Origin of the sequence: Bariatricus sp. HCP28S3_D3 (assembly GCF_052065755.1) — a bacterium.
GTDB lineage: Bacteria > Bacillota > Clostridia > Lachnospirales > Lachnospiraceae > Allocoprococcus.
In genome coordinates this window covers 42906-67749 of the sequence record NZ_JBQHTK010000013.1, presented here as the reverse complement: position 1 = coordinate 67749, position 24844 = coordinate 42906, and the positions used below count along the sequence as shown (strand labels likewise).

General features: G+C 45.6%; 21 protein-coding genes, 3 tRNA genes and 3 pseudogenes. 24 read left to right on the top strand and 3 right to left on the bottom strand.

Translation table 11 applies throughout. The features are described 5' to 3' along the window. Positions 1-197 precede the first annotated feature (197 nt). From ACTNB3_RS09895 to ACTNB3_RS09880, 4 genes and pseudogenes are all read left to right on the top strand, one after another. Entirely contained in the window at positions 198-1172 is a 975-nt protein-coding gene (locus ACTNB3_RS09895) for a C39 family peptidase (RefSeq protein ID WP_441025315.1), read from the top strand. 79 nt (positions 1173-1251) lie between these two features. Beyond that, a tRNA-Tyr gene (locus ACTNB3_RS09890) sits at positions 1252-1333 on the top strand. A 70-nt stretch (positions 1334-1403) separates the two neighbouring features. Beyond that, positions 1404-1489: transfer RNA gene (locus ACTNB3_RS09885), tRNA-Leu, on the top strand. Positions 1490-1726: 237 nt separating this feature from the next. Beyond that, a pseudogene (locus tag ACTNB3_RS09880) lies at positions 1727-1813 on the top strand (type II toxin-antitoxin system HicB family antitoxin); the annotation flags it as partial. Here ACTNB3_RS09880 and ACTNB3_RS09875 read toward each other — a convergent pair. After that, positions 1814-2278: a hypothetical protein gene (locus ACTNB3_RS09875; RefSeq protein WP_441025334.1), complete on the bottom strand. Its 465-nt coding sequence runs from the start codon at positions 2276-2278 to the stop codon at positions 1814-1816. It abuts the pseudogene before it with no gap. 367 nt (positions 2279-2645) lie between these two features. On the opposite strand from ACTNB3_RS09875, the gene ACTNB3_RS09870 reads away from it, so the two are divergent. The 10 genes and pseudogenes from ACTNB3_RS09870 to ACTNB3_RS09825 all read left to right on the top strand — a co-directional run bounded on the left by ACTNB3_RS09870 (position 2646) and on the right by ACTNB3_RS09825 (position 11543). Then, complete coding sequence (locus ACTNB3_RS09870; protein ID WP_441025313.1) at positions 2646-4112, top strand: ATP-binding protein; 1467 nt, start codon at positions 2646-2648, stop codon at positions 4110-4112. Position 4113: 1 nt separating this feature from the next. Then, positions 4114-5472 (top strand): MATE family efflux transporter, encoded by a 1359-nt coding sequence (locus ACTNB3_RS09865; RefSeq protein ID WP_427807561.1) that lies wholly within the window; start codon positions 4114-4116, stop codon positions 5470-5472. A gap of 494 nt (positions 5473-5966) precedes the next feature. Then, positions 5967-6419: pseudogene (locus tag ACTNB3_RS09860) on the top strand (quinolinate synthase NadA); the annotation flags it as partial. Between the two features lie 30 nt (positions 6420-6449). Beyond that, positions 6450-7262, top strand: coding sequence for an FAD-binding protein (locus tag ACTNB3_RS09855; RefSeq protein ID WP_441025331.1), 813 nt, complete (start codon positions 6450-6452; stop codon positions 7260-7262). A gap of 35 nt (positions 7263-7297) precedes the next feature. After that, positions 7298-7648: pseudogene (locus ACTNB3_RS09850) on the top strand (carboxylating nicotinate-nucleotide diphosphorylase); the annotation flags it as partial. Positions 7649-7678: 30 nt separating this feature from the next. Continuing rightward, entirely contained in the window at positions 7679-8191 is a 513-nt protein-coding gene (locus tag ACTNB3_RS09845) for a transcription repressor NadR (RefSeq protein ID WP_427807557.1), read from the top strand. 65 nt (positions 8192-8256) lie between these two features. Next, positions 8257-9132, top strand: coding sequence for an aldose 1-epimerase family protein (locus tag ACTNB3_RS09840; RefSeq protein WP_441025311.1), 876 nt, complete (start codon positions 8257-8259; stop codon positions 9130-9132). Positions 9133-9160: 28 nt separating this feature from the next. Continuing rightward, a complete protein-coding gene (locus tag ACTNB3_RS09835; RefSeq protein WP_441025309.1) occupies positions 9161-10192 on the top strand; it encodes an ABC transporter substrate-binding protein in 1032 nt (343 codons plus the stop codon). Next, entirely contained in the window at positions 10167-10955 is a 789-nt protein-coding gene (locus tag ACTNB3_RS09830) for an ABC transporter permease (protein WP_441025307.1), read from the top strand. The genes ACTNB3_RS09835 and ACTNB3_RS09830 overlap by 26 nt, the downstream gene beginning before the upstream one ends. Before the next feature lie 12 nt (positions 10956-10967). Then, complete coding sequence (locus tag ACTNB3_RS09825) at positions 10968-11543, top strand: ATP-binding cassette domain-containing protein (RefSeq protein WP_441025305.1); 576 nt, start codon at positions 10968-10970, stop codon at positions 11541-11543. Between the two features lie 3 nt (positions 11544-11546). On the opposite strand, the gene ACTNB3_RS09820 is transcribed toward ACTNB3_RS09825, so the two are convergent. Together ACTNB3_RS09820 and pepI are read right to left on the bottom strand one after the other, a co-directional pair. Then, positions 11547-12416 (bottom strand): DMT family transporter, encoded by an 870-nt coding sequence (locus ACTNB3_RS09820; RefSeq protein ID WP_441025303.1) that lies wholly within the window; start codon positions 12414-12416, stop codon positions 11547-11549. 21 nt (positions 12417-12437) lie between these two features. Continuing rightward, complete coding sequence (gene pepI / locus ACTNB3_RS09815; protein WP_427807548.1) at positions 12438-13319, bottom strand: proline iminopeptidase; 882 nt, start codon at positions 13317-13319, stop codon at positions 12438-12440. A 241-nt stretch (positions 13320-13560) separates the two neighbouring features. Between pepI and ACTNB3_RS09810 the strand changes: the two genes are divergently transcribed. The 10 genes from ACTNB3_RS09810 (at position 13561) to ACTNB3_RS09765 (ending at position 24817) form a co-directional block, all read left to right on the top strand. Beyond that, positions 13561-14907 carry an MATE family efflux transporter gene (locus ACTNB3_RS09810; RefSeq protein WP_441025301.1) on the top strand — a complete coding sequence of 449 codons (1347 nt, stop codon included), beginning with the start codon at positions 13561-13563 and terminating at the stop codon, positions 14905-14907. Between the two features lie 142 nt (positions 14908-15049). Then, positions 15050-15120, top strand: a tRNA-Gly gene (locus ACTNB3_RS09805). A 96-nt stretch (positions 15121-15216) separates the two neighbouring features. Further along, positions 15217-16098, top strand: a complete 882-nt coding sequence (locus tag ACTNB3_RS09800; RefSeq protein ID WP_441025300.1) for a hypothetical protein — start codon at positions 15217-15219, stop codon at positions 16096-16098. 5 nt (positions 16099-16103) lie between these two features. Next, positions 16104-16769, top strand: coding sequence for a peptidylprolyl isomerase (locus ACTNB3_RS09795; protein ID WP_441025329.1), 666 nt, complete (start codon positions 16104-16106; stop codon positions 16767-16769). A 208-nt stretch (positions 16770-16977) separates the two neighbouring features. Further along, entirely contained in the window at positions 16978-17550 is a 573-nt protein-coding gene (locus tag ACTNB3_RS09790) for a tyrosine-type recombinase/integrase (RefSeq protein WP_441025299.1), read from the top strand. A gap of 493 nt (positions 17551-18043) precedes the next feature. Continuing rightward, positions 18044-18310 (top strand): DNA repair protein, encoded by a 267-nt coding sequence (locus tag ACTNB3_RS09785; protein ID WP_427819520.1) that lies wholly within the window; start codon positions 18044-18046, stop codon positions 18308-18310. Further along, the gene (gene lepB / locus ACTNB3_RS09780) at positions 18307-18897 is read left to right on the top strand and encodes a signal peptidase I (protein ID WP_427819522.1); all 591 of its coding nucleotides are present in this window, start codon (positions 18307-18309) and stop codon (positions 18895-18897) included. The genes ACTNB3_RS09785 and lepB overlap by 4 nt, the downstream gene beginning before the upstream one ends. A gap of 56 nt (positions 18898-18953) precedes the next feature. Further along, a complete protein-coding gene (locus ACTNB3_RS09775; RefSeq protein ID WP_427819524.1) occupies positions 18954-19166 on the top strand; it encodes a helix-turn-helix domain-containing protein in 213 nt (70 codons plus the stop codon). A gap of 40 nt (positions 19167-19206) precedes the next feature. Then, on the top strand, positions 19207-23331 hold the full coding sequence (locus ACTNB3_RS09770) for a DUF7601 domain-containing protein (RefSeq protein WP_441025297.1): 4125 nt from the start codon (positions 19207-19209) through the stop codon (positions 23329-23331). Between the two features lie 58 nt (positions 23332-23389). After that, entirely contained in the window at positions 23390-24817 is a 1428-nt protein-coding gene (locus tag ACTNB3_RS09765; RefSeq protein WP_441025295.1) for a SpaH/EbpB family LPXTG-anchored major pilin, read from the top strand. The last annotated feature ends 27 nt before the right edge of the window (positions 24818-24844 follow it).

Genomic DNA, 24844 nt, shown 5'->3' with positions numbered 1-24844 from the left:
AAGTGGTTGTTTCTGATGCTTTGCATCATTATAACTATAACATAGCTGGTATAAAATTGACAGTGTAAAGTTAGGAAAACTCACTGAACTGCATAAACTTAAGAAAATGTGAAATTTTTGTAATTTGTCGTAAAATGGTGTTTTCTGTAGAAAAAATGTGCTAAAGTATTAGTACAAATCAGGAAGGAACCATATCGATGATAGATTTTCGCTTTGATAGAACACAGTTAAATGGAATAAAAGAAAGAAAAAAACTTCTAAAATACAGAAAGATAGCTATTCTGGTACTTGGAATTGCAGTTGTTCTTTTGCTGCTCCTTGGAATGGGCAGAATGAAAAAAACAAAGGAGGCTGCGCGGATCGAGAAAGAAAAACAGGAGGCAGTTGAGAAAGCCGAGCAGGCGAGAAAGGACGCCGAAGAGGAGCGGGAAAGGCGGATCGAGCAAGTACTGACTTCTGACAAATATGGAGCACAGCTCCGGGAGCTGTATGCGAGATATCCTCAGGTGGAGAAAATTCTGCTGGACAGAGATTCCTACCCGGACTGGCTGATTGAATATTTCACAAAGCATAAAGAGGCAGTGGACTGGGTCGTGGATTATCCGGAGTACATGGCAAAAGGGTCTGATGCGCTCAATGAAGCAGTTCCGGCATCGGTTGATTTAAGTGAATATCAGCTCCGTAACAATATTCCGCTTTACTATCAGTGGGACCAGACATGGGGATATGCGTCATACGGAAGTGGTACGATCGCAGTCAACGGATGTGGTCCGACTTGCCTTGCCATGGTCGTGACAGGACTCACCGGAGACGGAAGTGCCACTCCGAAAAAGGTTGCCGACTTGAGTATGGAGTGGGGATATTGTACAAATGATGTTACGGACTGGGCCTTGATGATGGACGGAGCATCCCGGCTGGGGGTACACTCCTGGCAGATTACCAAATGGACGGTCGAAGGTGTACAGAGCGAATTGCGCGCAGGCCATCCGATCATCTGCAGCATGGGCCCCGGGGATTTCACAGAGCAGGGGCATTTTATTGTGCTGACAGGAGTGACGGACGATGGAAAGATCATTGTGAATGATCCAAACAGCCGAATCAACAGCCGTAAAAAATGGGATGCGAAAAGGTTGCTTGATCAGATGAAAGGGATGTGGGCATTCAGCGTGTAAAAACGCTGGAATGTCCACATTTTTCTTGCATTTTTCGGGAAAATATGGTATAAGTAAGTATTGTCGAGAGACATTTGATGGGTGGATTCCCGAGTGGCCAAAGGGGACAGACTGTAAATCTGCTGCAATATGCTTCGGTGGTTCGAATCCACCTCCGCCCATTGGTGTATGGCTGAAAGAGACAGTGCAGAGCACGTATGCTTTTTGATTTAAGCCGCTTAAACACCTCTTGCCGCAGTGGCGGAACTGGCAGACGCCCGGGACTTAAAATCCCGTGGGTAGCGATACCCGTACCGGTTCGATTCCGGTCTGCGGCACACGGAAAACCTCGTTAATTCGGGGTTTTTTTTGTGTGCCGAGCATGGTGGAGATTTACATATCGACACAGTTAAATCGATTATGAGACAGGCTGGAATACAACTTCAGCAATGTCCATAATATAGATGTATATATGTTAATACAATCAAGGAGGCAATCATAATGAAATTAATTTATCCAGCAGTATTCTATCCTTTTCGGATGGAAGCGGGGGCTATGTTGTAGAGTTTCCGGATTTGCCTGGATGCGTTACGGAAGGAAAAAATTTAGAAGATGCATTTGAAAATGCCACAGATGCAGCTAGCGGATGGGTTCTCGATGAACTAGAAGAGGGAAATGTTGTTCCGAAGTCTTCTGATTATGATTCCGTAGAAAGGAGGGAAGCCCGCATAATATGGATAGTACAAAATCGCAGCCAGAAAGCTCATGGCCGGGCACATCAGACCGACTGTGGCACAGATTATGGCCGTCTCAAACAGAACAGGATGCGTAGTTCCGGGGTCAAACACCTTACAGGCAAGTTTGAAGGAGCAGGGACTTCCCATTATGCATTCTAATGCATAAGCGAGACAGAACTCGACTAAGATGACTGCCCATATAGGACAAAAGCGCCCGAGCATCATGACTCCTCCATTCAGCCGGATGCCGTCCAGAACACCGGCAGCCCCTTCTATTGATGAAAAATAAGATCCATTTACCACATATAAGCTGTAAAATACATAGGCATGGACGGTGACAATGACTGTGAGTAATGCGAAAATCATTCGCTGAAACTGGTTTCTTGGCATAAAAATTTCCTCCCTTTTGGCATAAAAAAACAAGTATTGCATTTGCAGTAAATCAGTGGAGTGTACCGTGATCAGATTTACGTGCAAAGCACTACTTGTGTCGTTTATCGCCATATTGATTTGTGTTTTCATTATGTTATTTTATCGGTCGGAAATGAAAAAGTCAAGAAATAATAATTGGATTAAGCAAACAAAATTGATGAGCAAAGGAGATACTTTGCATATTTTTGAAGAAGTATGCATATATTAGTAATGGTATTTATATTAATACAAAATGAGCAAACAAAAAATAAAATGAGCAAACAAAATCAATTGAATTTGTTTGCTTATTTTGTTATACTTTGTTTAATGAAGGGAGTGAAAAACAATGTTAAGCGAAGAGTTGATTGAATTAGCAAATCAAACGATGCATCTAAAAGCTGAGACTCAAACGTTAGAAGTAAAAGCGGCACATGGAGGCTGCCCTAAAAAACTTTATGATACATTATCCAGTTTTTCCAATCAGGACGGAGGCGGAGTTATTTTATTTGGTCTGGATGAATCAAAAAATTTTGCCTGTGTTGGTGTGTATGACCTGCAGGATTTGCAAAAGAAGGTAACAGAGCAATGTAATCAGATGATTCCTCCGGTTAGGGCGGTATTTACAGTGGCCGAGTTGGATGGAGAATTCATTTGTTCAGCTGAAATTCCTTCTGCGGATCTGACGGAACGTCCTTGCTATTATTCCGGAGCAGGGCGAATCAAAGGTTCCTATGTTCGGGTCGGAGATGCAGATCTTCCTATGACAGATTATGAGATATACACTTATGAAGCATTTCGAAAGCATTTACACGATGATGAAAGAGTGATCGAGAGGGCCAAAATGTCACTTCTGGATCAGGATAAGGTTCAGGGGTACCTTTTGCGGATGAGAGAAGAACGACCGGGTTTTTCCAAATTGAGTATGGAACAGGCTTATGAAATGCTGGCAATTACGAGGGATGGGATTCCTACGTTGGCGGCAATTTTGAATTTTGGACTGTATCCGCAGGGATATTTTCCACAGCTTGCAATTACTGCGGTTGTTGTTCCGGGGCAGGAGATTGGCGATGTTAGTCAGGACTCTGCAAGATTTTCAGATAATAAACGGATTGAGGGAACTCTGCCGGTGATGCTTTCCGAAGCTATTTCGTTTTGCAAGCGAAATATGAGAGTGCGTACAATTATTGATCCCCGAACCGGAGAACGAATGGATAAGACGGAATATCCTATTGAAGCGATTCGTGAGGCAGTTTTGAATGCATTGATCCATCGGGATTACAGTCATTTCACGGAAGGAACCCCCATCCAGATTAATTTCTTTACGGATCGCATGGAGATTCATAGTCCGGGAGGATTGTATGGAAGAATGACTGTTGAGGATCTTGGTAAATCCCGGCCTGATCTGCGCAATCCGGCGCTTGCGACAATGTCGGAATTTCTTTTGAAAACAGAAAATCGTTATTCGGGTATCCCTACTATTCGACGGGAAATGGCGGCAGCAGGCTTACCGGCTCCTGTGTTCATTAATCGACGAAATGAATTTATAGTTATTTTTTACAACAAACAGCAGACAGAGGAAAACGATGCTGAAAAGGAGCAAAATGGTGGAACGGATACGTTGCTGGAATTTTGCAGAATTCCGAGAACACGCAGGGAAATTGCAGATTATCTGGGAATCAATACTGTATTTTATGTGATGCAGCATTATGTACAGCCTTTGCTTGCAAGTGGAAAACTTGTAATGACAATACCAGAGAAACCGAAAAGCCGGAATCAGAAGTTTGTGACAAAAGAGGAAAGAGAGATGTTCTAATATGAAAGTAGCAGATATGTCAGCGGAGCAAAAGGTGGAATACATGACGACCGAGCCGATCCCACGTTTGGTAAGTCAGATGGCGGTACCGACGATCATCAGTATGTTGGTGACGTCATTTTACAATATGGTAGACACGATGTTTGTGGGAAGGATCAATACGCAGTCGACGGCAGCGGTCGGTATTGTCTTTTCGGTGATGGCAATTATTCAGGCGTGTGGGTTTTTCTTTGGACACGGATCGGGCAACTATATTTCCAGAAAACTGGGCGAACAGAATTTTGAGGATGCTAAGAAAATGGCAGCGACGGGATTTTTTTCTGCATTTATTGTGGGGCTTGTACTTGGTGCGCTGGGACTGATTTTCCTGCGTCCGCTGTCGGTATTTCTCGGATCCACGAAAACGATTCTTCCATATACAATGAGCTATCTTCGGATCATTCTGATCGGTACGCCGTTTATGATGTCTTCTCTTGTAATCAATAATCAGCTTCGTTTTCAGGGGAGTGCATCTTTTGCAATGGTAGGAATTGTGACCGGAGCTGTTTTGAATATTGCGCTGGATCCGATTCTGATCTTTGGATGCCATATGGGAGTGGCAGGAGCGGCTTTGGCTACGGTGATCAGCCAGATCGTCAGCTTCCTGGTATTACTTAGAGCCAGCATGAAGGGCGGGAATTTCAGGATATCGTTCCGGAATTTTACGCCAAACGGACATTATTTTTATAATATATTCAAGGGCGGTGTGCCGTCTCTTTGTCGTCAGGGACTCGGAAGTGTGGCGACGATCTGCATGAATACGACGGCAGGAATTTATGGCGGGATCTATGCGGACGCAGCGATTGCGGCGATGGGAATTGTGGCAAGGATTGCGATGTTTGCGAATTCAGCGTTGATTGGATTCGGGCAGGGATTCCAGCCGGTGTGCGGCACGAATTATGGCGCGAAGCGGTATGACAGAGTCCGGGAGGCTTTTTTCTTCTGTGTGAAGACAGCAGTTGGTGTATTGGTTGTCATCTCGGCGGCGGGATTTGTGTTTGCGGGGCCGCTTGTGCATCTGTTCCGCGAGGACGCTGATGTTGTGCGGATCGGAAGTCTGGCACTTCGGCTTCAGTGTCTGGTATTTCCATTGAATGCATGGATCGTTATGTCAAATATGATGCTTCAGACCATTGGACAGGCGCTGAAAGCATCTGTTCAGGCGGCGGCCAGGCAGGGGTTGTTCTTTTTACCGCTGATTTGGATCCTTCCACAGTTTTTCGGGCTTCTGGGTGTACAGATGTGCCAGACGGTGTCGGATGTGCTGACATTTTCGTTGTCCGTGCCGTTGTGCTTGAGTGTGTTGAAGGAACTGAAATGATTATGGAAGTAATTGGAAATTCTGAAAAAGGGAAAAGAAGTGAATAACTTACCTTGCTGTTATGATTTTTTATTTCATAACTTTCGGTTTTGTGTGCGATTCTATAATATTATTGTCAAAATTCGTAACAAACATTGCCTTTACGGATTATTCTGCATTTCTCTTCCAAAAATCCGTAACAAGCCACCATTTCTATGGATTATCCCATGGTTTTCTCCTAGAAAATCCGTAACATCCCAGCAATACTTTACAATCTAATCATATATCGATCAACTGTCTTGTCACATGCAATGTCATATGATATAATGCCTGTCAATGAGCATTTATCACAGCTCATATTCCCGGATTTGCATTCCAAAATCAAAGAAAGCATTTCACGGAGCAGAATAACAACACAATACCATACAAAGTGAAAGGTGAGAGACATGACATTAGTAGAAGAAATACAGGCATAAAAAAAGGAAAAAAATGCGGTCATTCTGGCGCACTATTATGTGAGGCCGGAAGTGCAGGAAATCGCGGATCATATCGGAGATTCTTTCTATCTCAGCAAGGTGGCTGTCGGACTTAAGGAGCAGACGATCGTGTTCTGTGGAGTTTCGTTTATGGGTGAAAGTGCCAAGGTGCTGAATCCGGAAAAAACAGTTCTGATGCCGGATATGGATGCGGACTGTCCGATGGCGCATATGGCAGATGCTGAGACGATTCAGAAAATGAGGGAGAAATATGAGGATCTGGCAGTGGTGTGCTACATCAATTCCACGGCAGAGCTGAAGAAGTATTCGGATGTCTGCGTGACTTCGGCAAATGCGGTTCAGATTGTGAAGGCGCTTCCCAATAAGCATATTTTCTTTATTCTGGATCGGAATCTGGCACATTATATTGCGGAGCAGGTTCCGGAAAAGGAGTTTGTCTATAATGAAGGCTTCTGTCCGACGCATGAACGGCTGCAGGCAGAAGAGGTGCTGGAGGCAAAGATGGAAATGAAAACGGATGTAGTGATCGTAGGAACCGGAGTCGGAGGTTTGTTCGCAGCGCTCAATCTTCCGGAAGAGAAACAGATCGTCATGATTACGAAGGCAGATCTGGAGAGCAGTGATTCTTTCCTTGCGCAGGGCGGAATCTGTGTACTGCGCGACGATGATGACTACGACAGTTATTTTGAAGATACGATGCGGGCGGGGCATTATGAGAACCGGAAAGAGTCGGTGAATATTATGATCCGAAGCTCCAGAGAGATTATCGGAGATCTGATCGGATATGGTGTGGATTTTGCCAGGGAAAATGGGGAACTGGCCTATACACGCGAAGGGGCTCATTCAAAACCAAGAATCTTATTTCATGAGGATATTACGGGAAAAGAGATTACGAGTAAATTAATCACACAAGTAAAGAAACGAAAAAATATTAAAATATATGAATACACAACTATGACGGATGTTGTGGAGGAAGATGGGATCTGTTCGGGCATTGTAGCGACAGCGCAGGACGGAACGGAAATGAAGATTTTTGCACCGGATACGATTCTTGCAAGCGGGGGAATCGGAGGAAGGTATAAACATTCCACGAATTTCCCGCATTTGACGGGAGATGCACTGGATGTGGCGAAGAAGCACGGCATCCGTCTGGAACATCTGTATGCAGTCGGGGAGACCAGCTGCAACGGAGTACATGGGGCGAACAGGCTGGCGAGTAATTCACTTTTGGAGAGTCTGGTATTTGCCAAACGGGCGGCGAACCGGATTTCCGGTCGGAAAAATGAAGTAAAGCCGGAAGGATCGGTTAAATAACTGGAAAAGATGGGACAAGGAGTGTATAATCAGAGATGAACGAAATAACGATGACATTACAGGCAGATCATTTAATTCTTGAGGCGCTTAAGGAAGACATTTCAAGCGAAGATGTTACGACGAATTCGGTTGTGAAGCTTCTTAAGGGAAGCAAAACGAAACTTCTGGATACCAGAAAGACAACCCCCAATATGCGTATATTTGAGAAATATGCAGTCCGGGTCGGAGGTGGCTTCAACCATCGCTATAATTTGTCAGATGGAGTCCTCTTGAAAGACAATCATATCGGAGCTGCCGGAAGTGTGAAAAAGGCAGTGGAGATGGCGAGGGAATATGCGCCGTTTGTCAGAAAGATTGAAGTGGAAGTGGAGAATCTGCATGCAGTGTAGGGTAATTTGATAAAGGAGACTTGTAGAATGACAGGGACACAAAGACGGGAAGAGATTGTAAATACAATCCGCAGCAGTATGGTTCCGGTCTCGGGGAAGGAACTGGCAGCGAGATTTGACGTGAGCCGGCAGGTGATCGTACAGGATATCGCGCTGATCCGGGCAGCAGGATATGATATTATTTCTACCAACAGGGGATATATTCTGAATGCACCGAGCCAGGCAGAGAGAGTTTTCAAGGTGAATCATACCGATGAACAGCTCGAAGATGAACTGTGCTCGATCGTGGATCTGGGGGGCAAGATTATCAATGTGATGGTAAATCACAGAGTTTACGGACGAATGGAAGCGCCGCTTGGAATTACTTCGCGCAGAAAGGTGAAGGAATTTCTGGAAGATATACAAAGCGGAAAGTCCAGTCCGCTGAAAAATATTACTTCGAACTATCATTATCACCGGGTTGAAGCGGACTCGGAGGAAACTCTGGATATGATAGAGGATATGCTTAGGCAGAAAGGATATCTGGTAGAAGCAAAGTAACACAAAAGCAGGGCAGGATGTAAGAGTCTGTATCCGGAATAAAAGGAGAAAGAGAGGGAATCATAATGGAAAGGTTTCAAATCAGGAACGAAAGCCTGACACTGGAGATCGATGCTCATGGGGCAGAGATGAAGTCATTAATAGATAACTGCAGCGGGCAGGAATATTTGTGGTGTGGAGATGCGGCATACTGGGGACGTACTTCGCCGGTGCTTTTCCCTCTTGTGGGAAATTACAGAGAGAAACAAAGCTGTTTCGATGGAAAATGGTATTCACTTTCCCAGCATGGATTTGCCCGGGATATGGATTTTGAACTGGTATCCGAAAAAGGTGATGAAATCTGGTTTGCGTTGGAAGATTCCCCTGAGACTCTGGAAAAATATCCGTTTGGTTTCCGTTTGGAATTGGGATATCGGCTTCAGGGACGGGCGGTGGAAGTGCTCTGGAAAGTCACGAACAAAAATGATCGGGAGATGTATTTCTCCATCGGCGGTCATCCGGCGTTCAATTGTCCGCTGAGAGAGGGAGAGAAACAGACGGATTACCGGATCGGGTTCGATACTTGTGAGCCGCTTACGGCCAGTGTGCTGGATGAGAACGGCACGGTGTCCGAGAGGACGAAGGTGCTGGAACTCACGGACGGAATGCTGCAGATTACAGATTCGCTGTTTGATGAGGATGCGCTGATCGTGGAACATGATCAGGCCCATAAAGTTGCTTTGTATACGCCGGAAGGTGAAAAATATCTGGAAGTTAGATTTGAAGCACCTCTATTCGGAATCTGGTCACCGGCAGGGAAGCATGCGCCGTTTGTCTGCATTGAACCCTGGTACGGAAGAAGTGACCGGGCGGATTTCGGACAGAAACTGGAAGAAAGAGAATGGGGCAATGTTCTGAAAGCCGGAGAAGTCTTCACTGCGGCATATCAGATTTGCGTATAAAAACGAAAAGGGGAAAAAGGAGAAGGATATGAAAAAGAGAAAATTGACAACACTGCTTCTTGTCCTTTGCATGGGTGTGGCTGCATTATCCGGATGCGGTTCCGGAGAAGATGCGAAGGAAGATGTGATAGAAGAGGAGCAGCAGGAGACAGAAGAAGAGAATAAAGAGCCGGAGGAGGCAAAACCGTCCGCGGTGATCAACATTGGTGCAATGAAAGGCCCTACTGCGATGGGAATGGCACAGTTGCTTGACGATGAAAACTATAATGTTTCTATTGTAGCATCTCCGGATGAAATGGTTCCGATGGTTGTACAGGGACAGGTAGATATTGCAGCGATTCCTGCAAACCTTGCAGCGACTCTTTATCAGAAGACGGAGAAGCAGATTAGTGTACTAGCTGCGAATACGCTGGGCGTATTGTATCTGGTGGAAAATGGCGATACAATCCATTCGGCGGCGGATCTGAAAGGGAAAACAATCTATTCCAGCGGCAAAGGAGCAACGCCGGAATATGCATTGAATTCGGTATTGAAGGCGAACGGGCTTGATCCGGAGAAGGATGTGACGGTTGAATACAAATCCGAGCATGCAGAGGTCGTTGCGGCACTGGCTGCAGACACGGCAGCAGTCGGACTTCTTCCGCAGCCGTTCGTGACTACGGCACTCATGAAAAATGAGAATCTGCGCGTGGCCCTGGATCTCAACGAACTCTGGGAAAGCAGTATCGACGATGGAAGCCGTCTGATTACCGGCGTTGTAATCGTGCGGAATGAATATCTGAAGGAACATGAAGACGACGTGAAGATCTTCATGGATGCCTATGAAAAATCCGTCGATTTTGTAAACAGTGATGTGGAGGCTGCGGCAGAGATTATCGGGGCACATGAAATTGTTACGAAGGAAGTTGCAGTAAAAGCAATCCCGGAATGTAGTATCGTATTTATTGAGGGTGATGAATTGAAGACGATGCTGTCCGGTTATCTGAATACACTGTTGGAACAGAATCCACAGATCATTGGAGGAAGTATACCGGATGATGCGTTCTATTACAAACGATAAACGTAGAGATTCATGGATGAAAAAATACGGAATACAGGTGCTGGCGGCTGCGTTCTGGATCGCAGTCTGGCAGTTGGCCAGTATGTGGCTTGGACAGGAGATCCTTTTGGCATCTCCTGTTTCTGTTATAAAGAAACTGGGAGAGCTGATCGTGACTTACGATTTCTGGAAGTCTGTCGGATTCAGCTTTGGAAGAATTGTACTCGGATTTTTGCTCGCGCTGGTGACAGGCTGTATCCTGGCTGTGGTCGCGTATCGGTTTTCCTTCGCGGCGGTCCTCTTTGGTCCGCTGATCACGGTGATCAAGTCAACTCCGGTGGCTTCCTTTATTATTTTGTGCCTGATCTGGATACCATCGAGAAATCTGTCGGTATTTATCTCCTTTCTGATGGTGCTTCCGGTGGTGTACACGAATATTTTACAGGGAATCCGCCAGACGGACAGGAAGCTTCTGGAAATGGCGGATGTATTTGGCGTCGGAATGGGCAAACGGATCTGCTATATCTACATTTCCCAGATTCTGCCCTATCTTCTAACAGCCTGTACACTGGGACTCGGGCTCTGCTGGAAGGCGGGAGTTGCGGCGGAGGTGATCGGTGTGCCCTCCGGCTCGATCGGAGAAAAACTGTATCATGCGAAAGTTTATCTGAATACACCGGATCTGTTTGCCTGGACGATCGTGATCATTGTAATCAGCTTTCTATTTGAGAAATGTTTTCTGGCCGGACTTCGCGCAGTCGTCGGCCGGATTGAGAAACATTAGAGGAGGAGCGGTATGGATATCAGGATAAAGGAACTCAGTAAATCCTACGGAGAATTGCATGTATTTAACCGATTTTCCTGTTGTTTTCCGGAAGGGAAAACAACCTGCGTCATGGGAGAATCCGGAATCGGGAAGACGACGTTGATCCATCTGCTGCTTGGTCTGGAAAAACCGGATGCGGGAGAAATTGCAGGGGTTCCGCATGGGAAAATGGCTGCGGTGTTTCAGGAAAACCGGCTCTGCGAGAATCTAAGTGCGGCGGCGAACGTCCGCCTGACTGCGAGAAGAAAACTGGATGAATCGGCAATTCAGGAGGCGTTCCGGGGAGTGAATCTGAAAGAAGTGTATCAGAAACCGGTGCGTGAGCTGAGCGGAGGAATGAAACGAAGAGTGGCTATTGTCCGGGCTCTTCTTGCAGATGCAGACTGTGTGGTGATGGATGAACCGTTCAAAGGGTTGGACGAAGAAACGAGAAAATTGACTGCGGAGTACGTACGAAGATGTCTTGAGGGAAGGACGTTGATTGTTGTGACGCATGATGCAAAAGATGCCGGCCTACTGGGAGCCGACATCTTGAATCTTAACTAAATTTCAATTTCTCTGTTTTGCACGTTTGGAGTTGTACAAAAACATAAGCAGTGATGAACCGAAAATGATGAGATACCCGATCACACTAAGCGCATCCGGGATGTCATGCCAGAAAAGAAAGCTCCAGATGCTGGCAAAGATCACGATGGAATAGTCGTAAATCGAAATCTCACTTGCCGGTGCATTTGCATAAGCTGCGGTAATGGCAAATTGTCCGCCGGAAGCACAGACCCCCGCGAGGATCAGATACAGAAGCTGAAGCGGGCTCATCGGTTCATAAATGAAGATCAGTGCCGGCAAGATAGCAACGCAGGAGAAGACAGAGAAGAAGAACACGATAAAGGAACCGTTTTCTCCTTTCAGTCCCAGTCCGCGAACGGCTGTATAGGCGGCGCCTGCACCAAACCCACCAAAAAATCCGAGCAGAGCCGGAAGGGTATCGCCGAAGGCAAAGCCTGGTTTGATAATGAACAGACTGCCCAGGAAAGCCACGATCACACAGAATGCCTGTGTCGGGGTCACCTTTTCTTTCAAAAAGAAATAAGAAAACAGGATGACAAAAAACGGGGACAGCTTGTTCAGCATTGATGCATCTGCCAGATTCATATGGCTGATCGCATAATAATTGCACAGGATTCCCAAAGTGCCGAAGACGGAACGCGCAATGAGCAGGCCCAGATTACCCTTCTTCCAACGGAAAGCCGCTCCGCTCCGTTTAAGAAGAATTGCGGCGACAACAACTGCTACAAGGTTTCGAAAGAAACTTTTCTGTACGGAAGGTAAGTCTCCTGATAACTTTACAAACATATTCATTAGGGAAAAACAAAACGCAGAAGTAATGATAAACAGGATCCCTTTTTGCTTTTTAGTCATATGCAAAGTCACTCCTAAAGGTTAATCATGCTGCGCCATCCACTCACGAAGGAGCGCACAGTATTTTTTTGTGTCTTCTGCAAAGCACATATGGCGGCATCCATCGAAGAGTTCCCAACGGGAATTCGGAATGGCATCATACATGGTCTTGGCAACAAGCGGGGTGCAGAGATCGTTGGTGCCATTGATGATCAGTGCCGGTTCCTGGATATTTCCGATCTTTTCACGATATTCCCAATTTGCAAGGCTTCCTGACGGTGTAAATTCATTCGGACCCCAGCCGTACAGATAGGCCTCTTTTCCGGATTTTTTCGGACGTCGCAGACATTCCGGTGCATCTTCTGTCACCGCACCGGCGCAATGCAGCAGCATGAACCGGTCGTTGGCTGCAAGATAATCCGGATCATCGAAATTGCCGCTTTCTTCGGCACGTGCGATTGCATCCTGATCTTCCCTGGACATGAAGCTGATCAATCGGTGCTGTTCATGTGCCCATAATTGAGAAGAAGGAAGCGTGCTGGAGAGGATGACGGATTTGATCCCATCCGGTTTGTAATCGCAGAGATATTCGATGGCAAGCATACCGCCCCATGACTGACCGAGCAGGTGAAGTTCGGTCAGTCCCAGATGCTTTCTAAGTGCCATTAATTCGTTGTCCCATGTCTCGGAACACCACAATTCCGGATGACCGTCCAGATAAGAATTTCCGCATCCGAGCTGATCGTAGGAAATGATGGCGCGGCCGTCTTCCGCAAGCTCATCCAATAATTCGAAATAATTGTGTGTAGAGCCGGGACCGCCGTGGAGTAAAAGCAGAGGCTTTTTGTTTCCGGTACATTCGCCGGCTATGCGGTAATAGGTCTGATATCCCATGAAAGGCATATAGCCTTCTGTAATTTTCATTCTTTTGTACCTCCTGAAGTTTTTCATTTTCATTCTTTTCAGACATTTGGAGCAAATTTGCTCCGGCATTGTTATTATAGCATTTGGAAAAATGCAATACAATGAATGAATCAAAAAGAATACAGAAGATGGCTACAGGGAAAGACAGAAGAAGAGAGAAGAAGGTTGCGTGATGCGGAAGGATTCGTTATACTGGGAGAGGAAGTCTTAGAGGAGAATTGTATGGAGAGGGGGAAGAAAGGTGGAAAAGTCGACATCAATGACAGAAGGAAGTATCTGGCGCCAATTGATCCGATTTGCAGTACCGTTGATTCTGGGAAATCTATTTCAGCAGCTTTATAACACGGTCGATTCTATTATCGTAGGAAATTATATAGGAAAGCATGCACTCGCGGCAGTCGGGGCCTGTGGTGCATTGATCGATCTGTTGCTGGCATTTTGTATTGGGGCATCTGTGGGTGCGGGAGTTGTGATCGCGCAGCAATATGGTGCCAAAGATGAGAGAGGAGTAGAGAAAGCTGTTCACACAACTGTTGCAATCGCAATTATTTTCGGACTTATCATGATGGCGATTGGCATATCGGCAGCTCCGATATTTCTGAACTGGATGGGAACACCAAAGGAAGTGCTGCCGCAGGCGGTGCTTTATATGCGGATTTTTTTTGGTGGAATGCTGTTTTCCGTCGTTTATAATTATGCCGCAGGAATTCTGAATGCGGTGGGAAATTCGGCAAAAGCATTGCAGTATCTGATGATTGCTGCCGGATCCAACATTGTTCTGGACTGGATTTTTGTAGTTGTATTTCATATGGGTGTAGAAGGGGTAGCACTTGCTACAGATATTGCGCAGTTTATTTCCTGTGTATGTATTCTGCAGTACTTGATGAAAAGTAAGGATCTGTATCGTTTAAAACTGAGGAGCATCCGGTTGGATAAGATTATGGCCGCCAGAATCATTCGGATCGGCATCCCGGCTGGAATTCAGAATATGGTAATTTCTTTTTCCAATGTTGTGATTCAGGCAAATGTGAACCGCTTTGGGGCGGATCTGATGGCGGCATTTGCGGCGTACATTAAGATTGACGGATTCAATATCCTTCCGGTGCTAAGCTTCGGAATGGCGGCGACAACATTTGCCGGACAGAATGTAGGGGCTAAACGCTATGACCGGGTGAAGAAAGGCGTTCTGGTATCCGTAAGCATGGGAGTCATTTACTCGCTGTGTTCGGGAACTCTGTTGTTTCTCTTCGGAGGGAACATCCTGCATATTTTTGTGGACGATCCGCATGTGGTGGAACTGGGTGTATATATTCTGCGGTTTTTCTGCCCATTCTATTTTATACTTGCGATTATGCAGATTCTGGCAGGATCCATCCGCGGAACAGGAAAAACACTGCCACCGATGTTTATTATCATTTTTTCGCTTTGCATTTACCGGATCATCTGGCTGAACGTTACAGTACCCAGATTTGGTGAGATGAAATGGATCTTTATGGCATATCCAATCTCATGGATCATCGGAGCATCACTGATGGTTCTTTATGCCTGGAAGGCGAAATGGATACCGAGGGAAGAAATTGATGAATAAATTGAAATAAAAGCTTGACAAAACCAGTTGCTGTTTGGTATTATATACAAGCAATTAGGAACAGCAACTGGTCAAGAAATAAAGAACGATAAAAAAAGTACTTGACAAAATGATAGCTGTTCACTATAATAATAAGAGTCATGCGGGTGTAGTTCAATGGTAGAACACCAGCCTTCCAAGCTGGATACGTGGGTTCGATTCCCATCACCCGCTTTTTTGATACCCTTTTTTGGGAAACAAGAGGAAACAATAGAAATACGCTGTTTGCTGATGGAGAAAGTTGGGGGCATCCTCGGAAGGGAAATGCGAATGAAAAAATCAGAACGGATTAAAAAGGCACTGGAAATGGAGCTTCGGGAACACAGAAGTTCTTTTATTGTTTATATGGTGTTACGTGCACTTGTAATCATCTGTATGGTTTTGCAGATCTTAAATCGGAATTATGAAAATGTGTTTCTGTGCATACTGACGCTGTTTTTGCTGGTGGTGCCGAGCCTGATCCAGCTTCAGCTTAAGATCGAGCTGCCCACAACGTTGGAGATCATCATTCTGCTGTTTATCTTTGCGGCGGAGATTTTGGGAGAAATTCAGGAATATTACATCAAAATTGCAAATTGGGATATGATCTTACATACGCTGAATGGTTTTTTGATGGCAGCGATCGGATTCTCTCTGGTGGATATCCTGAACCGGGAAGAAAAATTAAAGTTTGAGCTCTCCCCGGCTTTTATGTCAGTTGTGGCTTTTAGTTTTTCGATGACGGTCGGAGTCTTGTGGGAATTCTTTGAATATACAATGGATTCCTTTTTCGGATTCGATATGCAGAAAGATACGATTATTCACACGATTAGCTCCGTAATGCTCGATCCAAATGGCGGAAATGTACCGACGACCATAAAGGGAATCACAGATGTTGCAGTGAATGGTCAGAGTCTGGGGCTTGGCGGTTATCTGGATATCGGGCTTCATGATACTATGGAAGACTTGTTTGTGAATTTTATTGGTGCAGTCATTTTTGCTATTATCGGATATTTTTATATGAAGAAGAAAGGGCAAGGAAAAGTGGCAGCACGTTTTATACCAACCTTGAAAAAGAAAGAGCGTGATTTCCTTAAAATTGTGGAAGAAAGCGAATTAGATAAGGAACAGGTGAAAATAGAAGAAACGAAAAAGGAGCAAAAGTCAGAATGAAATGGATGAAGAAAAGAAAATGGATTCGCTTATTGAGTGTGGCTCTTGTGGCGGGTATCCTGACAGTAGGATGCGGTGCCAAGAAAGATGCCTCGGGCGAAGAGAAAACAGGAACTGAAAAATCCGAAACCGCAAAAACGGAATCTGATGCAACAGAAGACAAAACTGCGATTTCCGGAAAACATCATGTAGAGATTAATGTAAAAGATTATGGAACAATCAAGGTGGAACTGGATGCAGATACGGCTCCGATTACAGTGGAGAATTTCATGACACTCGCCGAAGACGGATTTTACGACGGACTGACATTCCACAGAATTATTGATGGATTTATGATTCAGGGCGGTGATCCAAACGGAAACGGGACCGGAGGATCCGATACGAAAATCAAAGGAGAATTCGAAGGTAATGGAGTGAAGAACGATATTTCCCATGTGAGGGGAACCATTTCCATGGCGCGATCCAGTGCGAATGACAGCGCCAGTTCCCAGTTTTTTATTGTGCAGTCAGACAGCCTGTATCTGGATGGCGAGTATGCTGGATTCGGAACGGTGACAGAAGGTATGGAGATCGTGGATCAGATTTGCAAGGATACACCAGTGCAGGATGCGAACGGTACCGTTGCGGCGGAGGATCAGCCGGTGATTGAAAGCGTGAAAGTAATTGATTAGAATATTGTTGAAGAAGGAACAGAGGGTTTTGCAGCAGCAGGACGCTCTGTTTTTCTGTATAAGTCTATATTTACTTTGTTAATAGATAGTTTTAGGACAGCATTCCATTTCAGATCATACATCGTGGCGGAGAAAATGGATAAAATAGAGGTATGATATTTGAAATGGATTTTGGGAGGAAGAGAAAAATGGATGGTCAGAATGTAAGGTGAAACATATCAAACAGCAGCGAGTCACGTATTGTACGGAAGAAAAAGAGTTGACCAAGGGGGAGTATCGGCGTCTTTTGCAAGCGGCTAATAATCGCCCACAGCTTCATCTTATATTGGAAACCATATGCAGTACAGGAATACGAATATCAGAACTGCGGTTTTTTACTGTAGAAGCGGCACGCGATGGAGTTGTGAATGTGAGCTGTAAAAATAAGAACAGAACCATTTTGCTTCCCGGAAAACTTCGCAGGAAGTTAATGGATTATGCAAAGAAGAAGAGAATCTTTTCAGGTGCAATCTTTATCACTCGAAATGGGAATCCGCTGAATCGAAGTAATATCTGGGCACAGATGAAATCGCTCTGTGAAGCGGCTGGTGTAGTGGCAAGCAAAGTATTTCCACATAATCTGCGGAAGCTGTTTGCACGGACTTTTTATAATATTGAGAAAGATATTGCAAAATTGGCGGATATTTTGGGGCATAGCAGCATTGATACTACCCGGATTTATATTATGACTACCAGTGGAGAGCATCGGAAGAAGATTGAACGGCTTGGGCTTGTAGTGTAGAGATAAAAAATACTACATAATTTCCATTATGTAGTAGAGTAAATTATATGATATAAATTATTGGATAAAAAACTTGAATCAGCTTATTGAAAAGTCGCCAATTATTTTGAAATGAATTTATCTTCTATAAATTCACGTATTTTTATTTGATATTTTTATACATTTGCGTATAAAATGTATATTTTGTGCCCATTTGAAAATAATTTAAAATTTTATTCCTATTTGACTTGATTTTTTATATCCTTATGATATACTTTTAAGAAACAAAATGTTTACAAAGTTAATATGTATCAATCATCAAGAATTTACTCTACTACATAATGGAAATTATGTAGTAGTTGGATACAGCATGGATGCATTTGAAACTCAGCATGAAAAGAGAGCAGTAATTTGTTTTGTGCTGTATAACGAGTATTTTGGGGAGCTGTATAGTAATTACTGCTTCCCATATTTATTGACTGAATGTCGTTAGGGTGAGGGTTGGAGGAGTCAGATGACAGATAAAGAATTGCGAAAGCTGAGTCGTGCAGAGCTTCTGGAAATGCTGATTCAGCAGATTGAACGAAATGAGGAGCTGGAAGCCGAACTGAAAAAGGTAAAAACAGAGCTTAGAAACCGGGCGATTACGATAGAGAATGCCGGTTCTCTCGCGGAGGCAGCATTACAGATCAATGGAGTTTTTGAAGCGGCTGACAGAGCTGCGAAGCAGTATTTGCGAAATGTTCAGCGTATGGCGGAGAAAGGAAGCCGTAAAGAATGAAAGAACGAATAGATTCATTTTCCGGACTCCCTTCGGTGGAACAGTTAAAAGCGGAACTCGGAAGAGAAAGGTATAAGAAGAGATTGAAACAGGTACTTAGAAGTACCATTTATTCACTGATTGTTGTGGCTGCAGTGGCCGTTCTGGTTGCGACGATCTGGATGCCGGTCCTCCAGATTTACGGGTCATCCATGACGCCGACATTGACAGAAGGAAATATCGTTGTTTCCGTAAAAGGCTCAGATTTTGAAGCGGGGGATCTGATCGCCTTTTATCTGGGAAATAAGATTCTGGTAAAACGCTGTATTGCAGGCCCCGGTCAGTGGGTGGATATTGATGAAGAAGGAAACGTTTATGTAGACGGCGAACTTCTGGATGAACCGTATTTGAAAGAAAAAGCTTATGGAGACTGCGATATTGATCTGCCGTATCAGGTACCGGATAACCGATGGTTTTGTATCGGGGATCACAGATCTACATCTGTAGATTCACGAAGTACTAGTGTGGGCTGTGTGGCAAACGAACAGATTGTCGGAAGAATCGTATTTCGCATCTGGCCGTTAACGGAATTCGGAGTACTTAATTAGTTAAGAGTTCTGAAACAAAGATCATTATGATTAATGCCAAGAGAGGAGAAAAAAGTATGAATGGTGATTTGCTTAGATTGTTGAGAAAGCAAAAAGGTATGACAATGGAAGAGACTGCGAAGACCGTAGGTATCAGCCGTCAGGCGTTGTCAAATTATGAAAGAGGGGTGAGAGAACCATCATTGAAAATCTTAATTACGCTGTCCAATTTGTATCAGGTCAGTCTGGATGAATTGGTTGGAAAAAAAGAGTTTAGGTTTGGAAAGTGATAAGGTACGAATGTTGAAATAGAGAGGATGGTGGTGACGAATGAAACAAGATGTCCTTCAAAATGCGGATCAGTATATGAAGGAGAGACGACGTAAGAAGTGGTGGCATAAGGTTGTAATAAGTCTGGCGGTAATCGTGGTGTTCTGTACTACATATGCGCTGATTTTGCCCGCTGTCACGATGGAGAAGCAGTGCGACATTCCAGAACATACTCACACCGATGCCTGCTTTCAGACGGAGGAACTGACCTGTGGGATGGAGGAGCACATTCACAGTGAAGAATGTCAGAGTACGGAGAAAGCTCCGGAGCAAGGAAATCTGAATATGGTTCTGCCTGAAGGCGCTCAGATCCCTGATGGATATGATGCAAATTATAGTTATATCGACCCTGACAACCGGTTTGGAGTTATGGTATATGCTTCTGAAGATGCACTGCCGGACAATGCGGTGCTTACGGCAGAACTGCTGGAACAGGGAAGTGAAGCTTATGAAGCAGCACAGCAGGCTCTGACCGATACCGTATATGATGGATTTGCAGCACTGGATATCCATTTTACAGTGGATGGTGCGGAAATCGAACCTGAGAGCAGCGTCTATGTCTGCATCAACGCGATGGGGCTGCTGCCGGAAGAGGCGAATGCGGATACTCTGGCTGTGCAGCACCATGAGCAGACAGACACAGCACATCGGATGCCGGATGAGGAAGCGTCGTCCGCCCTGGCCGCCGGTGCGGTGACGGTAGAGACGGTAGCGGATGCCGCCCAGGAGACCGGGCAGGTGGAGGCATTGGACAACGGTACAGAGACTACAGCAGATGTTGCCGCTGCCTTTGAAGTGAAAAGCTTCTCAACCTTTACGGTGACATGGCAGGATAGCTATAAACTAATCCTTCACTACGTGGACACTAACGAGAATAGCATATTGGAAGGGAATAGCGAAACCGCGCTTGCTACATATTCTGAGTTGGAAAGTGTCACTCTGAGCCAATATGCCAATCGCATCAATCATTCCGGCTATGCTTATGATTCTGCTTATGTTCTTCTCAATGGCGTGAAGATAACAATTGCCCAGGTCAGATACAACAAGGATATGAATAAATGGCAATACGCTGTGGAGAATGGCAGTTGGACAGAGTGGATGGAAGGCACAAACTATACAGCGGATGTCTACCTTTCCTATACAGCCGTGAATGGAAACACGATTGTCCCGCCGGAAAACAATATTTATCCGATAGACGCCTTTAACACGTATGGTGACACGACCAATGTTATCTTGCTCAATCCGAGACTGAAATCGGATGATGATATTACGTATAACAATATCGTCAACATCGGGAAATTCTTTGGTAATAATGGGTTCGATTATAATGATTGGAACGCATATCGAATCGAATGTCGGAATGGCAGGTATCAGGTAATCCAAGCAGGAGAGGCTTCTCCCGATATGGGCGTGCAAAATCAAGAAGCTTATCTCCTGCTGGTCAAGAAAACCTATGCTAAACAGGTTGGTTTGTATGATCCGAATGCAGATTGGCCGTCGCCATATGATGAGACGCAATTAGATGGGGATGGCGATACGGTACAAATAAATTGGATGTCTGGGGCTGACGTCACCCAAGAAAAAATTAGTACTGGAAAAGCATTAGCCTATTTTACCTTCTCTCCAAAAAATAACACCGCCACCGCAAGTGCCAGAGATGACGATGTGGCTGCTGTAGCAGATTCCGCGATCGAATTCCAGCTCTTTGACTACAGCACAAAGATCAACCGACCCAGTGGTAGCGGCGATGGTGATAGTTGGCGGTCGATCACGCCATATTTTCAGTTCCGCGGCCAACAGGAAAGCAACCGCAACCTTCAAAACGGAGACAGAGACAACCGTTATGATGAGGATGGTTTCACTGTAAATCACGCGACAGTGGAGCGGACGTTGACAGACAACTATCCTTTCCTCGATCCGAATCGGAATGCGCTGGGTGGAGCAAAATCACCAGAAGTTACGGATGAAAATCTCCCTCGGTCGGATCGTAGCCTAAGATATCTGTTCAGCAGTGGCGACGGTGCGGTCACGGCTTACAAGCCTACCAATACCATCTTGCAAAAAATTGGAACCCATTACTATTACAACAGCGCTTACAATGCTGTGGACTATGACATTAATAGCAAAATGTTCCGTGTCCGTAATTATGTGGAGCGCAACTACTCCACATCCACTTATGGAAGTGCACAGAAATACTATGACTTCCTGCCATTCAACTACACCGATGGTCAGGTGGTTGGGACATACCTCGACGATGCGCGCGCTTACAATCTGGAATCCGCCGATGTGAACTACTGGTTCGGTATGCGGATGGACGTGGATTTCTATCAGAGCAGAGACGGAAAACTGAATGGCGAAGAAATGGTATTCCACTTCTCCGGTGATGATGATGTCTGGGTGTTTGTCGACAATGTTCTTGTTCTCGATTTGGGTGGTACCCACGGTACGGTTACTGGCTCTATCAACTTTGCTACGGGAGAGATTAAGCAGTACCTGGATTGGAACGGTGTTGTTGGAAAGGAGGGTGTAACCTCTTTCTCGACAACAATCAAAAAATGCTATGAAGAAGCAGGGAAAGATCCAACTGGCGGTTGGAACGGCAATATCTTCGCTGACTACACCAAGCACAAGCTGAGCTTCTTCTATATGGAGCGCGGCTGCGCGGTTGCCAACTGTTCCATTGATTTCAACCTTCCAATCCTGCCGGAAAAGTCACTGCAGGTGGCCAAGACGCTGACAGCGAATGCGGATACAGACACCGATGTGGTCAAGCATCTGGAAAATACCATGGAGTACAAGTTCCGGGTAGTCAAGGCAGATGCAAACGGAAATCCCACCGATCGGCTATTAATCAATGAAGGCGATTCCTACACCCTCTCCGGTGCGGGCCTGACGGCGAATGAGACGCGAACGGTGGGCGAAGGCGGCTATTTCACCCTGAAAGCCGGACAGATGGCAGAGTTCACCAATATGCTTGCCCGGTTTGGCCAAAACGAAAGCGTCAAAAAGTATGTGGTTCAGGAGGTTCTGCCTACCGGCCTGACCGGTCAGTATAATGAGGTGATCTACAGCGTCGGCAGCGATACAGGAACCTGCAAAAATGATACCACTACAGCTGACTTCACCGGCTACAATAGTCCAGGACTGGATGCGGATGCTGGCAATCTGGTCAACTATACCAACAGGGTGGACACAGAAAAGCTCAGCACTCTGGCAATCACCAAAACCCAGGTGGGTAGCTCTCTCAACGGCGAACCGGAATACTATTATATGAAGGTACTGCTTGGGCCGGACGCGAATAGCCTGGTACCGATCTCAGTTGGAACCACCTATTATGTGGGAGATAATGGAACAACCCGTTCTGTGGAACAGGCAGGCATCATAAAGATTGCCGCCGGGGAGACGGCCAAGGTAAAGCTGCTGGCTGGCACCTACTATAAGGTAGAAGAAGTAGCCGACGGGAACGGAACTCCGCTGACCGGCAGAGAAGGGTACACCCCCGCTTACTCAGACAATGCCAGCGGAACCGTTACGGGGGTTGGTAACACGGTCAATATTACCGTCACCAACACATTTTCCACCGGAGATCTGGCACTGACCAAGATTGTCAAAAACACCGCAGGTGGAAGTACAGATGGTGAGTTTTCGTTTGAGCTTAAGTTCCAAGTGGGAGCAAACTGGAAAGCTACGGACTACACGGCGGCCTATACAACCACAAATTCCGGCCAGACCCACACGGGCAATGTGCTGTCTTTTACAAAGCAACAAGATAGTTATGCGGTTGCCACTGTAAAGCTTTATCACGGTGAGATGGTTACCATCACAGGACTTCCGGCTGGCGCGCAAGTGTCGATCAAAGAGACCAATGCCGACGGTTATTCCGTAGGGTGGAAAATAAATGATAAGGAAGTCTATGGTCAGACTGTTACCTGTGACATCACAGGTGGCAATGACAGTATAGCTTCTGTAATCTGTACCAACACCACGGGCTATGAGCTGCCCGACACCGGCGGAGCCGGTACTGTACCGTATACCACGGGAGGCTTCCTGCTGCTTACAGGCGCAGCGTTCCTCCTGTTGTATATATATATTTCGCGCAGAAAGGAGGATTCCGAATCTTTCTAATGCGTAGTAACATGTTGATTTACCAAAATAAAATTTATTAATGAAAGGAATGAAAACAATGAAACATGCGAAAAAATTTGCCAGCTTGCTACTTGCCATAATTATGGTTTTTGCCACGGCTACCACTGCTTTTGCCACTGGCACCAATTCGATTACTGTCAATGGCGCACAGAAAGGCGAAACCTATAAGCTCTATAAGATGCTTGATCTGAGTGTCAATGAAGTTAATACAGCCTACAGCTACACTGTAAACAGCGAGTGGAACGATTTCTTTACCACCGGCGCTGGCAAAGACTATGTGGATATCGATATGCAGGGCTATGTGACCTGGAAAGCGGACAAAAAAGATGCCGTCAGCATGGAAGCCTTTGGTAAGGCAGCCGCAGCCGCTGTCAGTGGAAAGACCGTTGTTGCTACAGAGACCCCAACAGCCGATGGCTCATTCACTTTTTTAAATCTGGACGCTGGCTACTACCTGATTACTTCCACCAACGGTAATTTGGCAATTGTAGATACCACTCCTACCAAGCCTGATGCTACCGTGAACGAGAAGAACGTCGATCATACTCTTGACAAGAAGGTTCAGGAGGATTCTCAGGCTGAAGCAGAAGGTAATGGCTGGGGCAAGAGTAACAGTGCCCAGATTGGCGATACTGTGAACTTCCAGACCACCATCACCCTCAAAAAAGGTGCCAAGAACGTTGTTATGCACGATAAGATGGAAAATGGCCTGACCTTTAGCGGCGCGAACAGCGTTAAAATTGCTGACCTGAACTCTAACACGACCGCTTACCTGACCGAGGAGACCGACTACACCGTTGTCACCACTGGTCTGACCGATGGATGTGATTTTGAGATCCGGTTTACTCAGACTTATTTGGACAGCCTGACTACTGACACGACCCTGACCGTTACTTACAGTGCCGTACTGAATGAAAATGCCAATATTACTGCTGGCGAGAAGAACGACGCAAAACTGACCTGGGGCGAAAAGAGCGAGACCGAGTGGAGCGAGACCGTTACCAAAACCTATCAGTTTGACGTTCTGAAGTACGCTGCAAATGATACAGAAAAGAATCCTCTGGCCGGCGCTACCTTCCAGCTGAAGGATGCAAGTGGCAACGTTGTCAAGCTGATCAAGGTTTCCAATACCGAATACCGCGTAGCCAATGGAGATGAACCAGGTGCGGTTGACAGCTTTACCACCGTTGATTCCGGCAAAATCGTCATCAAGGGCGTTGACCTGGATAAATACACGCTGGTTGAGACTGCGGCTCCCGCCGGTTACAACAAACTGAAAGACCCTGTTAATGTAACGGTTCTGGATACCAATGCCCTGACAGTTGAAGTACCGAACGCAACCGGTACCGAGCTCCCGTCCACCGGTGGCATGGGTACCACTATCTTCTATGTTGTGGGCGCTATTCTGGTCATCGGTGCGGCTGTGTTGCTGATTACCAAAAAGCGTATGAGCAACAGACGCTAATACTCTGATACATATGATGTAGGGGTC